This window comes from Aeromonas sp. FDAARGOS 1418 (assembly GCF_019048585.1).
Classification (GTDB): Bacteria; Pseudomonadota; Gammaproteobacteria; order Enterobacterales; family Aeromonadaceae; genus Aeromonas; species Aeromonas caviae.
Map to the genome: position 1 here is coordinate 4,107,001 of NZ_CP077387.1, position 13,471 is coordinate 4,120,471.

General features: G+C 56.1%; 11 protein-coding genes, 8 tRNA genes and 1 pseudogene. 15 read left to right on the plus strand and 5 right to left on the minus strand.

The genetic code is table 11. The annotated features are described in order from the left end of the window. Positions 1–184: 184 nt before the first annotated feature. The 11 genes from I6L48_RS19150 (at position 185) to I6L48_RS19200 (ending at position 4,272) form a co-directional block, all read left to right on the plus strand. Positions 185–1,132 (plus strand): ribose-phosphate pyrophosphokinase, encoded by a 948-nt coding sequence (locus I6L48_RS19150; protein ID WP_010673845.1) that lies wholly within the window; start codon positions 185–187, stop codon positions 1,130–1,132. A gap of 249 nt (positions 1,133–1,381) precedes the next feature. Continuing rightward, complete coding sequence (gene pth, locus I6L48_RS19155; RefSeq protein ID WP_041215615.1) at positions 1,382–1,978, plus strand: aminoacyl-tRNA hydrolase; 597 nt, start codon at positions 1,382–1,384, stop codon at positions 1,976–1,978. A gap of 132 nt (positions 1,979–2,110) precedes the next feature. Further along, entirely contained in the window at positions 2,111–3,202 is a 1,092-nt protein-coding gene (gene ychF, locus I6L48_RS19160) for a redox-regulated ATPase YchF (RefSeq protein WP_010673843.1), read from the plus strand. 235 nt (positions 3,203–3,437) lie between these two features. Continuing rightward, positions 3,438–3,514, plus strand: a tRNA-Met gene (locus tag I6L48_RS19165). Between the two features lie 8 nt (positions 3,515–3,522). Further along, a tRNA-Gln gene (locus I6L48_RS19170) sits at positions 3,523–3,597 on the plus strand. 42 nt (positions 3,598–3,639) lie between these two features. Beyond that, a tRNA-Gln gene (locus I6L48_RS19175) sits at positions 3,640–3,714 on the plus strand. Positions 3,715–3,755: 41 nt separating this feature from the next. After that, positions 3,756–3,830, plus strand: a tRNA-Gln gene (locus tag I6L48_RS19180). A gap of 39 nt (positions 3,831–3,869) precedes the next feature. Beyond that, a tRNA-Met gene (locus tag I6L48_RS19185) sits at positions 3,870–3,946 on the plus strand. Between the two features lie 46 nt (positions 3,947–3,992). Continuing rightward, a tRNA-Gln gene (locus tag I6L48_RS19190) sits at positions 3,993–4,067 on the plus strand. A 36-nt stretch (positions 4,068–4,103) separates the two neighbouring features. Continuing rightward, positions 4,104–4,180: transfer RNA gene (locus I6L48_RS19195), tRNA-Met, on the plus strand. Between the two features lie 8 nt (positions 4,181–4,188). Further along, a tRNA-Leu gene (locus tag I6L48_RS19200) sits at positions 4,189–4,272 on the plus strand. Positions 4,273–4,515: 243 nt separating this feature from the next. Here the strand turns inward: I6L48_RS19200 and I6L48_RS19205 are convergent. Then, positions 4,516–6,348 (minus strand): SLC13 family permease, encoded by a 1,833-nt coding sequence (locus I6L48_RS19205; RefSeq protein ID WP_042878180.1) that lies wholly within the window; start codon positions 6,346–6,348, stop codon positions 4,516–4,518. A gap of 270 nt (positions 6,349–6,618) precedes the next feature. On the opposite strand from I6L48_RS19205, the gene yqfB reads away from it, so the two are divergent. The 3 genes from yqfB (at position 6,619) to I6L48_RS19220 (ending at position 8,407) form a co-directional block, all read left to right on the plus strand. Continuing rightward, positions 6,619–6,951 carry a N(4)-acetylcytidine aminohydrolase gene (gene yqfB, locus I6L48_RS19210; RefSeq protein WP_042014549.1) on the plus strand — a complete coding sequence of 111 codons (333 nt, stop codon included), beginning with the start codon at positions 6,619–6,621 and terminating at the stop codon, positions 6,949–6,951. Positions 6,952–7,038: 87 nt separating this feature from the next. Continuing rightward, positions 7,039–7,959, plus strand: coding sequence for an alpha/beta hydrolase (locus I6L48_RS19215; protein WP_216987610.1), 921 nt, complete (start codon positions 7,039–7,041; stop codon positions 7,957–7,959). Positions 7,960–8,020: 61 nt separating this feature from the next. Then, positions 8,021–8,407: a DUF1622 domain-containing protein gene (locus tag I6L48_RS19220; protein ID WP_010673839.1), complete on the plus strand. Its 387-nt coding sequence runs from the start codon at positions 8,021–8,023 to the stop codon at positions 8,405–8,407. 104 nt (positions 8,408–8,511) lie between these two features. Here I6L48_RS19220 and I6L48_RS19225 read toward each other — a convergent pair. Then, positions 8,512–9,875 (minus strand): annotated as a pseudogene (locus tag I6L48_RS19225) (MDR family MFS transporter). 164 nt (positions 9,876–10,039) lie between these two features. Between I6L48_RS19225 and I6L48_RS19230 the strand changes: the two are divergent. Beyond that, positions 10,040–10,666, plus strand: coding sequence for an HAD family phosphatase (locus I6L48_RS19230; protein WP_042878177.1), 627 nt, complete (start codon positions 10,040–10,042; stop codon positions 10,664–10,666). Between the two features lie 482 nt (positions 10,667–11,148). Here the strand turns inward: I6L48_RS19230 and I6L48_RS19235 are convergent, their stop codons facing one another. The 3 genes from I6L48_RS19235 to I6L48_RS19245 form a co-directional block, all read right to left on the minus strand. After that, positions 11,149–11,499, minus strand: a complete 351-nt coding sequence (locus tag I6L48_RS19235) for a hypothetical protein (protein WP_042878175.1) — start codon at positions 11,497–11,499, stop codon at positions 11,149–11,151. A gap of 295 nt (positions 11,500–11,794) precedes the next feature. Beyond that, complete coding sequence (locus tag I6L48_RS19240; RefSeq protein ID WP_139739522.1) at positions 11,795–12,442, minus strand: hypothetical protein; 648 nt, start codon at positions 12,440–12,442, stop codon at positions 11,795–11,797. Between the two features lie 323 nt (positions 12,443–12,765). After that, positions 12,766–13,431, minus strand: coding sequence for a hypothetical protein (locus I6L48_RS19245; RefSeq protein ID WP_139739521.1), 666 nt, complete (start codon positions 13,429–13,431; stop codon positions 12,766–12,768). Between the last annotated feature and the right edge of the window lie 40 nt (positions 13,432–13,471).

Below are 13,471 nucleotides of genomic sequence, written 5' to 3' on the forward strand. Positions count from 1 at the left end.
GGCCAATCTGACGCGATGGCGCTCAAGGTGGATTCCCGTCCACCCACCCTGCGGGTGATGAGACGCCATCCTCGACATCGCCCAGAGACCTTGTCCGTCATCTTGCTAAATCGTTTGCCCCCAAACGATACGGGTCTAAAATCAGACTCCCCACATACTGGATGCAACCCCGAGGTTTCAAACCGTGCCTGACATGAAGCTGTTTGCTGGTAACGCAACGCCGGAACTAGCCCAGAAGATCGCAGATCGCCTGTTTATCAAACTCGGCAATGCTGCCGTAGGTCGCTTTAGCGACGGCGAGATCAGCGTACAGATCAACGAGAATGTACGCGGTGGCGATATCTTCATCATTCAATCCACCTGTGCCCCGACCAACGACAATTTGATGGAATTGATCGTCATGGTGGATGCACTGCGTCGTGCTTCAGCTGGCCGTATCACTGCCGTTATCCCCTACTTTGGTTATGCCCGTCAGGACCGCCGCGTCCGCTCCGCCCGTGTGCCCATCACCGCCAAGGTCGTCGCCGACTTCCTCTCCAGCGTGGGTGTGGACCGTGTGCTGACCGTTGACCTGCATGCCGAGCAGATCCAGGGTTTCTTCGACGTCCCCGTCGACAACGTGTTCGGCAGCCCGGTGCTGCTGGAAGACATGAAGGCCAAGAACCTCGAATCCCCCGTGGTCGTGTCACCGGACATCGGCGGCGTGGTCCGTGCCCGTGCCATCGCCAAGCTGCTGGACGACACCGACATCGCCATCATCGACAAGCGTCGTCCCCGTCCGAACGTCTCCCAGGTCATGCACCTGATCGGCGACGTAGCCGGTCGTGACTGCGTCATCGTCGACGACATGATCGACACCGGCGGCACCCTGTGCAAAGCGGCCGAAGCGCTGAAAGAGCGTGGTGCCAAGCGCGTGTTCGCCTATGCGACCCACCCTGTCTTCTCCGGCACCGCCGTTGAAAACATCAAGAATTCGGTCATCGACGAGCTGATCATCACCGACTCCATCCCGCTCACCCCGGAGATGAAGGCAGTCGGCAAGGTCAAGCAGCTGACCCTCTCCTCCGTGCTGGCCGAAGCGATTCGCCGCATCAGCAACGAAGAGTCCATCTCTGCCATGTTCGAGCATTGATAGACCCTGTCGTGACAAAAACCGCCGAATGGCGGTTTTTGTTTTTTTGGGTGCCTGGCGCCAGCCGCCAGCCTCCACTCGGCAAGAGACGAAAACCTCGGACGAGCCACCCCACCCGAGCCCTTCTGTCCAGCTTTTCCCCGACCTTGCCGCACTTTGGTTGAGTGATCGCCACTCGGCGGCTAGAATATTGCGTCCCATTGCCCCGGGTCATCCGCCCATGGCAAGTAGCGAGTGAAGACATCAAGCGTGACAAGTCAAATCAAACTGATTGTCGGGCTGGGTAATCCCGGCCCCGAATATGCCAAGACCCGCCACAATGCGGGCGCCTGGTATGTGGAGCAACTGGCACGCTGGCACAATGTCAGCCTGCGCGAAGAGCCCAAGTTCTTCGGCCACACCGCCCGCTTCCTGGTGGACGGGCAGGATGTGCGGCTGCTCATCCCGAACACCTACATGAATCTCTCCGGCAAGGCCGTGGCGGCGCTCGCGCGCTTCTACCAGATCGCCCCGGAGGAGATCCTGGTGGCCCACGACGAGCTGGACCTGCCTCCCGGCATCGCCAAGTTCAAGCAAGGGGGCGGTCACGGCGGCCATAACGGCCTCAAGGACATCATCGCCAGGATGGGCAACAACAATAACTTCTTCCGGCTGCGCCTTGGCATCGGCCATCCGGGCGCCAAGGAGCTGGTCGCCGGCTTCGTGCTGACCAAGGCGCCCAGCAGTGAGCAGAGTCTGATTGAGGCCGCGCTGGACGAATCCCTGCGCGCCACCGACATCCTGTTCAAGCAGGACATGACCAAGGCCATGAATCGCCTGCACAGTTTCAAGGCCGAGAAAGTCTAGGCCTTCAGCCTGCATCGCCAGGCAGTTCAAGATGACCGGCCCCCTGGCGAGATCCCTCGCCTCGGGGTCAAGCAACACGACACGGGCCGCCCGCGCGGCCCCTTGAAGCATCCATCAACAAGGTAACAATCCATGGGTTTTAAATGCGGTATCGTGGGCCTGCCCAATGTAGGCAAATCCACCCTGTTCAATGCGCTGACCAAGGCCGGCATCGAAGCCGCCAACTTCCCGTTCTGCACCATTGAGCCGAACACGGGTGTGGTCCCCATGCCGGATCCCCGCCTCGACCAGCTGGCGGCCATCATCAATCCGCAGCGTGTCGTGCCGACCACCATGGAGTTCGTGGACATCGCTGGCCTGGTGGCCGGTGCCTCCAAGGGCGAAGGCCTTGGCAACCAGTTCCTCGCCAACATCCGTGAAACCGAAGCCATCGGTCACGTGGTGCGCTGCTTCGAGGACGAGAACATCGTCCACGTGGCGGGCAAGGTCTCCCCGGCCGACGACATTGAGGTGATCAACACCGAGCTGGCCCTCTCCGACCTGGATGCCTGCGAGCGCGCCATCAATCGCCAGTCCAAGCGTGCCAAAGGCGGCGACAAGGATGCCAAGCTGGAAGTGGAAGTGCTGGAGAAGATCAAGGTTGCCCTGGAAAACGGCCAGATGATCCGCGGCATGAAGCTGGACAAGGATGAGCTGGACGCCGTCAGCCACCTCAACTTCCTGACCCTCAAACCCACCATGTACATCGCCAACGTGGCGGAAGATGGCTTCGAGAACAATCCCTATCTGGATCAGGTCCGTGAGATAGCCGCCGCCGAGAACGCCGTTGTCGTGGTCGTCTGCTGCGCCATCGAGGCGGACATCGCCGAGCTGGACGACGAAGACCGCGCCGAGTTCATGGCGGATCTGGGCATCGAGGAGCCGGGCCTGAACCGGGTGATCCGCTCCGGATACGAACTGCTCAAGTTGCAGACCTACTTCACCGCCGGTGTGAAAGAAGTGCGCGCCTGGACCATTCCCGTAGGTGCCACCGCCCCGCAGGCCGCTGGCAAGATCCACACCGACTTCGAAAAAGGCTTTATTCGCGCCCAGACCATCGCCTTCGACGACTTTATCACCTACAAGGGTGAGCAAGGCGCCAAGGAAGCAGGCAAGATGCGCGCGGAAGGGAAAGACTACATCGTCAAGGATGGCGATATCATGAACTTCCTGTTCAACGTCTAACCCCATGAGAGGCCAGCATTTGCTGGCCTCTTTTTTATCTGGCCAGAGGCGCGATCTGGGTGCGAATGTCGTAAAAAAAACCAGATTGTTGGGCTTTTGCACGACAGCGGCCAATAACTCGCCAAACGCACCCAAATTCGTTTTTTCAAACAAAAAAAGGGTTGACGCCCCAGAGCCAGATACGCATAATTCCGGCCGCACAGTGACGAGGCAACGACTCACTGGAAGCACGGTTGGCTATGTAGCTCAGTTGGTTAGAGCATCGCACTCATAATGCGGGGGTCACAGGTTCGAATCCCGTCATAGCCACCATCTCTAGTTGGGGTATCGCCAAGCGGTAAGGCAGCGGGTTTTGATCTCGCCATCCCTAGGTTCGAATCCTAGTACCCCAGCCATTTTTTGAATGATGTTTGATAGTCTCTGTCAGGCATCGTCGTTGGGGTATCGCCAAGCGGTAAGGCAGCGGGTTTTGATCTCGCCATCCCTAGGTTCGAATCCTAGTACCCCAGCCATTTTTGAATGATGCTTGATAGTCTCTGTCAGGCATCGCTGTTGGGGTATCGCCAAGCGGTAAGGCAGCGGGTTTTGATCTCGCCATCCCTAGGTTCGAATCCTAGTACCCCAGCCATTTTTCTGTTCTCTTCCACGTTTGTGGTTGACAACAAACGGCTATGTAGCTCAGTTGGTTAGAGCATCGCACTCATAATGCGGGGGTCACAGGTTCGAATCCCGTCATAGCCACCATGTTTGAAAAACGTTCCTTCAATCATCCGATTGCAAAGAACACTGTTGGGGCATCGCCAAGCGGTAAGGCAGCGGGTTTTGATCTCGCCATACCTAGGTTCGAATCCTAGTGCCCCAGCCATTTTTGCTTGTATTCGACGCAAGTCGTGCACAAGACGGCTATGTAGCTCAGTTGGTTAGAGCATCGCACTCATAATGCGGGGGTCACAGGTTCGAATCCCGTCATAGCCACCATTATTCTTGCGGAAGTGGCGAAATTGGTAGACGCACCAGATTTAGGTTCTGGCGCCCTAGGCGTGAGAGTTCGAGTCTCTCCTTCCGCACCATCGAAAGCAGTACCAAACAGACCAGCTCATGCTGGTTTTTTTGTATCCGGCGTTTGCCGCTCTTCTTCCCCTCTCCATGCCATCGCGCGCCTGCAACGCCCCGCATGTATCAACGGCTAAGCCTTGTGTTCTCCTCTGCGACGGCGCAATGCCCTGCTCCGGCGTGATGCCGCCCTTTTCATCTCGCAGAGCACTGCGGGCAATAAAAAGGCGGCCCGCAGGCCGCCATATCGTTTGCTGTCGTCAGAACGGGAAGAACCAGGGGATGGCGATGACGCTCACCACCATCACCAGCAAGGTGAAGGGCACGCCAATGCGCACGAAGTCCATGAACTTGTAGTTGCCCGGGCCCAGCACCAGGGTGTTGACCGGCGACGAGACCGGCGTCATGAAGGCTGCCGAGGCGGCGATGGCGATGGTCATGGCAAAGGGATAAGGCGATACCCCCATCTGATGGGCCGTCCCCAGCGCGATGGGCGCCATCAGCACCGCCGTCGCCGTGTTGGAGATGAAGAGCCCGATGACGGCACAGAGCGCGAAGAGGCTGGCCAGCATCACCCTGGGGCCCATCTCCCCCACCGCCGAGATGAGCGCGCCGACGATGAGATCCACCCCGCCGGTCTGCTGCAATGCAAGGGCAAAGGGCAACATGCCCACGATGAGGATCAGGGTCGGCCAGTGGATGGACTTGTAGGCACTCTCCAGATCGATGCAGCGGAACTTGCCCATCAGCAGGCAGGCGATGAGCGCCGCGATGACGTTGGGCACGGGATCCGTCACCATCAGTACTATCATGACCCCGAGGGCAATCAGGGCGTGGATGGCCTGGCTGCGGGCCGGCGCCATCTCGTCCACTTCCGCAGGCAGGCCCAGCAGCAGAAAATCGCGATGATGGGTCTGCAACTGACGAATGAGGCTCCAGTTCCCTACCACCAGCAGGGTATCCCCCATCTGCAGCGCCTCGTCCACCAGCTTGCCGGTCAGCGCCTCTCCATCCCGGCGGATCCCCACCACGCTCAGGCCGTAACGGGAACGGAAGGTCACCTCGCGGATGCTCTTGCCGAGCAGCCGGGAGCCGGGGATGAGGGAGACCTCCGCCATGCCCACCTCCCGCGCCTGGTCGGAGAAATACTCCCCGCGCAATATCATGGGCTCGAGCCGCGCCTCGCTGCAAAACTCCCGCACATCCACCTCGGGATCCGACATGTCGATGAGCAGCACATCCTTGGCCTGGAACTCGGTCACCCCGGTGACACTGACCATCACCCGCCTGAACTTGCGCCAGCGCTCCATCCCGATGACGTTGGCCCCGAAGCGGGCACGCAATTGCAGTTCGTCGAGGGTCTGGCCGATCAGGGGGGAGTCGGGCCGGATCGCCAGTCGGCGTGCGCGCCCCGCCAGCCGGTAGTCACGGATGAGATCCCGCATGGTGCTGCGTCCCATCTGCTTGCCCTTGCCCTCCTCTCCTTCACGCACCAAGGAGGTGCGCATCAGCAGCATGTAGAGGATCCCCATCCCCAGAATGATGACCCCCATGGGGGTGAAGCCGAAGAAGCCGAACCCCTGGATGTCGTGGCGCATCAGTTCACTGTTCACCACCATGTTGGGAGGGGTTGCCACCAGCGTCATCATGCCGCTGATAAGGCCGGCAAAGCCGAGCGGCATCATCAGTCTGCCCGCCGGGATCCCCATCCGGTTCGCCACGCTCAGCACCACGGGGATGAAGATGGCCACCACCCCGGTCGAACTCATCACGGCCCCCAGGGTCGCCACCGCCACCATCAGCAGCACCAGCATGCGGGTTTCACTGCTGCCGGCCACCTTCACCAGGGCATCTCCCACCTGATAGGCGATGCCGGTACGCACCAGCCCCTCCCCCACCACGAACAGGGCGGCAATCAGAATGACGTTGGGATCACTGAATCCTGCCAGCGCCTGCGGCAGGGTCAGGGTGCCGCTCAACACGAACAGGATGATGATCAACAAGGCGACCACGTCCATGCGTACCTTGTTGGTAATAAACAGGAGAATGGCACCCACCAGCATGCTGAGCACCCAGATCAACTCGGAATTCACACTTGCTCCTTTTGTTCAACGTCAACCACGGCCGGCCTCGGACGCCATCAGACCACAGAGCCCGTCCCCCTGATTTGTTACACATCAAGAAAGAGGAGACCGCATCATCTCACATTCAGGTTCAGTTGCGGCCATTTTACCGGTCCGTGAACGCAGTCGGTCGCCCTTCACATGTCGGGGTAAAAAGTGCTGCACGCTCCCCCCGCCCCTCCTAAAATGGGCCCGCCGCGGCCTGAGCCGCCCTCTCACCCCTTGTCCTTCGGAGACGACATGACCCAGCACACCCCGGCCTACCCGGCATTCACCTTCTTCAGCCGCTTTGTCGCCGACATCCAGGCTGGCCGAAAGACCATCACCATCCGCGACGAGAGCGAGGCAAACTGGCGGCCCGGCCAGCGCCTGGCCCTGTTCACCAACCCGGAACACCAGCCTTTTGGCACCATTGAAGTCATCTCGGTCAAGGCGGTCGCCTTCGAGGCGCTGAGCGACGAGCACGCCCGTCAGGAGAACATGACCCTCCCCGAGCTTAAAGATGTGATCCGCGATATCTACCCCGCACTGCCGCCCCTCTATGTGATTGAATTCGTGCTGATTGAAGCCTGATTTTGTGAGCTGCCTCAGCTAACGCCGGTTGCGCTCACGGGCCAAAAGCGCACAATGACTGTTTTTATATACAGTCATTGGTGTCTTATGGAAAAACAACTCGAACCGGCCATCGCAGCCATGGTGGCAGACTTCATCGCCGCAGGTCGTCCCAAGGCGAGCCAGCTGAGCTGGCAGGCGCGCCGTGACGGCTACCTAGCCTCTGCCCTGTTGGGCGGTGAGCGGGAAGAGGTGGGCGCCATTGAAGAGTGGCAGGCCGATCACCACGCCATCCGCTGCTATCGGCCCGCAGACAAACCGGACCCCGCGTATCCGGTGCTGATCTATTTTCACGGCGGCTGTTTTGTCAGCGGGGATTTCGAGACCCACGATCGCCAGATGCGGATGCTGTGCAACCGGGCCAGTGCCCTGATCTTCGCCGTACACACCCGCCTCGCCCCGGAACACACCTATCCTGCGGCTCACGATGATGCGCTGGCCGCCGCGCGGGCCATCATGGCCGAGGTGGAGAAATGGCATGGGGATCCGGCACGTCTCGCCATTGCCGGCGACAGTGCAGGGGGTCATCTCGCCCTGATCACCACCTTGCGGCTCAAGGCTGCCAACGCCCCCTTGCCCAAGGCCCTGCTGCTTCTCTATCCCATGCTGGATGCCCTCTGCGAGAGCCAAAGCTACCGCGATCTCGGTGACGACTACCTCATCACCCGGGACATGCTCGCAAGCGGTTTTCACGCCTACCTGGGCAGCCTGCCCCCCTGCCATCCCGAAGCCAGCCCGCTCCACCATCCCGCCCTGTCAGGATTGCCGCCGACCCATATCGTCACGGCGGAATATGATCCGCTACGCGACGAAGGGGAAGCCCTGTATGGCAAGCTGGTGCAGGCTGGCGTCGATGCCACTTGCCAGCGGCAGCATGGCGTCATTCATGGCTACTTCCAACTGGCGGCCATCAGCCCTGCCGCTCGTCAGCTCATCGACCAGATAGCCATGATGCTCAGAAGACTCTGAGTTGGAACCGGCCCCCAAGCCGTGTTAAAAGTGTCTCTTTTGAATCAGGGAGGTAACCCGAGTGTTCGAGATAGCGAGCCTGAAAGAGGGCATGATGCACGGGGTGGAGCTGTTCCAGCTGCTGCTGGAGATCATCTCCATCGCATGCGTGGTCATCGGCCTTGGCAAGACCCTCTGGCTGGCGGCCAGAGTGCGGGATCACGAGCCCGGCTTTCCCCGTATCCGCCTCTGCTTCGGCAGCTGGCTCATCCTGGCGCTGGAGTTCCAGCTCGCCGCCGACATCCTGGCCACCACGGTGGCCCCCAGCAAGGAGGAGCTGGTGCGCCTCGCCATCATCGCGGTCATCCGCACCTTCCTGAACTACTTCCTCGGCAAGGAGCTCGATGCCCAGGCCGAGCGCCAGCAACCCGAGCCTGTCAGGTCACCTTCCCGCCCCGACGCCCGATGAGCGGCCTGAGTGGCACAAGGCCACGACACGGAAGGAAAGGCACCAGCCTGATCCCATGAAGAGGGCTCCCCGCAGGGAGCCCTCTTTGTATCCGACAGCAACCATCAGGCGTGCTTGCTGGCCAGCTCGTGGCGCTTCAATGCCAGCAAGGTGACCAGCAGGGCGGCGGTGGCGATCAGCGCCATGCCGATATAGGTGGCGCTGAAACCGGGTGCCAGTTCGGCCGGGCTCAGGCTGGCCAGATTGGGGCTGCTGCCTGCTGGCAGAGCGGCATGGAACAACACGGCCCAGATGGCGACACCGACCGCCCCGCCCAGCTCCCGGCCGAAGTTGAACAGGGACATGCCGATGCCGCGATCTTCTCGCGGCAGGGCATTTTGCACCACCACCGACAGCGCCGGCAGCACCAGACCCAGCCCCAATCCGGCAAACCCCAGTCCCAGTCTGGCCCAGAGGTCGAAGTGGATCTGCCACAGGGCCAGCGCTGCCAGGGCAAAACCTGCCACCACGAAACGCTTGTAGTGACCGGTGCGACCGATGAGCTTGCCGCCGACGAAGGCCCCCGCCGTGATGCAGACCATGAAGATCACCATGATCTCGCCACTGTCACTGGCGCTCATCCCCTTTTGCCACTGCATCTGCAACGGCAGGTAGACCAGCACGGCAAACATCAGCAGCTGCGAGGCCAGCGCCAGCAGCACGCTCACCAGATAACCCGGCAGGCGCACCAGGTGGGCTGGCAGTATGGGGTCGTGCGCCCGCCGCTCAGCCAGGACGAGCAGCAACAGGGCAACCCCCAGCGCAGCAGCGAGCCAGACGGCGGGCAAGGCCGCTTCCGGCGAGAGCAGCAACAGGGTGAGGGTGGTGACCGTAATGAGCAGTGCCGCTCCCTTCCAGTCGAAGCGGCTGTGGCGACGCACATTGAGGTGACCCAGATTGCGGTTCACCAGCCAGAGGGCGATGGCACCGAGAGGCAGATTGATCCAGAAGATCCAGCGCCAGCTGAGCTGCTCGGTAAAATAGCCACCGAGCAGCGGGCCTGCGATGCTGGAGACCGCATAGACCGCCGAGATATACCCTTGATACTTGCCCACCTCCCGTGGCGGAATACAGTCGGCGATCACGGTGAAGGCGAGCGCGATCAGCCCCCCGCCCCCAACCCTTGCAGTACGCGGGCGGCCAGCAGGGTCGGCAGATCCTGGGCCAGGGCGCAGGCCACGGATCCCGCCAGAAACAGGCCGATACCGATGTTGAGCATGCGTACCCGGCCGAACATGTCGCTCAACTTGCCATAGATGGGCAGGGCCGCAGTGGCCGCCAACAGATAGGCGGTCACTACCCAGGTGAGGGCGACACCGGCGTTCAGCTCAACCCCTATGATGGGCAAGGGCGTGGTGACGATGCTCTTTTCCAGTGAGCCCAGGGCGATCACCAGGGCCACGCTCGAGAAGACGGTTTTGGGGGACATAGGCAGGCTCGCTCATGTGAGATATCGGCACAGGGGGTGCAAGGCACATTATTGTCTCATAAATCATTAGCCGATGGTCAAAACCACTGCCTACCATGATGAAGGTCGCGACATCTGCAAGCCGGATCTGCTAGGGTGAGCCTTTGCCGAAGAGGACGCCCCCCATGCCCCAGTCATCCCCCTGCGATCATCACCAGAGTGAACAGCCCCGATTCGACGAGTACGACGCCCTGATCTTCGACATGGATGGCACCCTGGTGGACTCCATGCCTCTGCACCTGGATGCCTGGGAAATCACCAGTGCCGAGTTCGGCCTGCCGTTTGATCGGGCACAGCTCAACGAGTACGGCGGCATCCCCACCCGCAAGATAGTGACCATGCTGGCAGAGCAGCACGGGCTGACCATCGACGTGGAAGCCTTTGCCCGGCGCAAGGTGGCCCTCTACCTGGCACGGATCGACGACGTCCGGGTGTTTCCCGCCATGTGGGAGCTGGTCAGGCAGTACCACGGCAAGGTGCCCATGGGCATAGGCACCGGCTCAACCCGGGAACATGCGGCGTACATCCTGCGTCAGACCGGGCTCGATGCCTTCATCTCCGTGCTGGTGAGTGCCGATGATGTGGTCAATCACAAGCCCCACCCGGACACCTTCCTGAAAGTGGCCGAACAGCTCGGCGCCAACCCGGCCAACTGCCTGGTGTTTGAAGACACCCGGATAGGCATTCAGGCGGGCAAGGCCGCCGGCATGACCACCTTGCTGGCCGATCAGGGCGCACTTTACCCGCGCTAGTATGGGTAAACGTTCCTGACCACCAATAGAAACGCCTCCACAAAGGAGGCGCTTCTATATCTCGAATCATTAGCTTGATGTTCTCAAGGCCATGTGATGCGGATGATACCTAGACCTGTGCTCATTGTACCCATACAACTTTTATATAGGTCAATCGACATTTTATTTAAGGCCCTGCTTTCGCGATGATATACCAGTCATCTGAACTTGCATGGCCAGGTACGTCTTGTACCCCATCCTTCTGGCAGTATTAGTAGGTTAGATAAAACAAACCTATCCAGACTAACATTCTCCATGACATAGTCACGACCCAAAATAACTTCACACCACCACACGCACTATAAAATGCGTCTAAATCCCTGGAAAATAATGAGTATTTTAATGTTCATCAAACCAGATAACCTCAAAACGTTCCCTTACATTTTCGTCAACCACTCAGAAAACTGCTTCTCGTTATGAAAGGTTGATGGTTCATCATTCCATCACGAAATTCTATAATACCTAAACAGCTCTGCAAGCTTACCTTTTGAGTACTCACCTCTCTGACAAAACTGGCTTTCAATTACTTCCCTATTCTCGACAAGAGCGTTCGGCACTTCAGTTGTTTGGCTTTTTCTTGCAAGACCAATAATCGTTTGCAATATTTCGCAAGCGGTAGACTCATCATCTTCTCTGATTAAAAATTCGATAGTTTCATTTATAAAACAAAATGCTTCAGATGGACTCATTTTGCCGATGGCATCATCTCTAAACTTTTCAAAAAACCACTCATCCTCTATGAAGTCTGAGTTCCAATGCTGAATAGCCTCATTCAGTGCATCACGATATGACATAATCAATCCCTAATTTTGACACCACCCAAAAAACCTAACATCATCTTTAAGAAAAGTTCTGATTTTTCCGATATTATTACCTATATTTATGAACATTTTAAAAAATATAAATAAATACACTTCTGCATACTCTCTTCACAAAATCTCGACTACCCACACAGTCACGATTTTAGATCTACCCATATCTCTGTATAAAAATTCGCACATCTGGTGCCCACAAAGGCGAAGCCCGTCACCATACCTTTCTTATTTATTATATCAGTACCCTGCTCTCTTCCTTGACTCTCTTATAAATTTACGCAACTAACACCTTCACCATCTCTGGCGTCCCTATTCCGACGAACCCTGACTCTGGATCATCAAAGGCACCAACCATTTTAAGAACCAGACCATTACTTTTAACAATCTCGCACAATAACCTTGTATCTATCAATTCACTAGCATTCCACCCTCGGCATATTAACGCATGAACTTCAAACTCTTCTGGCACAGCAATAAGATAGGAGCATGATTCCTCCTCCATCAAACTCACCACTGATTCAATTGACAACTCAGATAATTGAGCAGCACCAAATAACTTCAACTTTCCATCTGATTCTACAAGTTCTTCCAAAAAGTGAGCTGCGTGGCTTATCTCTACCCCTCGTTCCTTTAATCTCTTAAAAAGTTTATTGTGCCTTATAATCCGTGTATCACTTTGCCAAACTGAGTCACCAACAACACACCACAACTTAAATCCAGGTATTTTTTTAACAATAAGACTAAAAATAAACCTTAAAACTATAATTCGCGCTTCAAGGCGATTTCGAGAAGAAATCTGCCATCGAGCGGCAACTACCTTCAAATTAACCATTTGAGAAATTTCACTGAGATTGTACGTTTCGTTTTCTCTTGAAACGTCCAACGTGCATACAACATTAATATTAGTCATCAATGTCTTCACCAGCCTTGTCATTCAAGTGGGCCATCTATTGTCATGATCGCCATGGGTCCTGTTCATGACCTACAGTATTATCACTGATTTTACCGTTCTGGTATTTATTCCAGAGCCAAAATCTCATGTTGCAACGCACCTTCTTTGCAACCCTCGTCACCTCCTATGTAATGCTGGCAACGTTAGCAGCACTCGCCGTTGATCCGGTAGCCTTGGTGTTGATTTTGACACTCACATCAACTTTAATAGAATATTACTCTATGAGGGATCATATATAAAATCATGATGTATCCGACATTACCAATGTGCACCTATAATATACATAGACCGTATCAAACATTGTTAAATACATCCAGATGATAGTCACCGGTCTCTTCCCAAGCATAAGGGAAAATAGCGTGACTCCCTCGACTCAAAATTACTTTTATGGCATCGACTACATTTAGGTTGAAAGTAGATGTTTTAGTTTCTCTAGATATAAGAGACGACAATTCATCTATCAACAGAGTAAAATCACCATCATGAACGGTCTCTTTAACGATTTCTTTTGAAAACAAAATACCACTTTCACTCTCAGATATAAAATTCAATATGAATTTAGCATTTTCCCGTGTTAGCCTAGCGACACCATAAAAGATTACGTAATTATCACTAAAAACTGTTCTCTCGAGAATAAAGCTCAATGGTTGTCCATCAACAAGTTTATTTATCGACCTACTTAGTCCATTGTATCGCACAATACGAGAGTCCAATCTCCAAGAAGGGCTAACGATAAAACAATATATATCTATTTTTTTAGAAAGATATTTATCCTCTATATAATTCAATATTATAGGTGCAGAGTCTTTCCATGCCGAATAACTCTCACCGTTTACATAGATTTTAGTAACACTTACAGTGTCTTTCAGAGACGACTTGTCAAACCGATTAAACTCATAGTCATCATCACTCACCATACAATGATCACAAAAAAGTTTATTCATAGTGTTAATATTCATGATAGTTACTCATTAACCCCTTACCACCATTATTTAAATG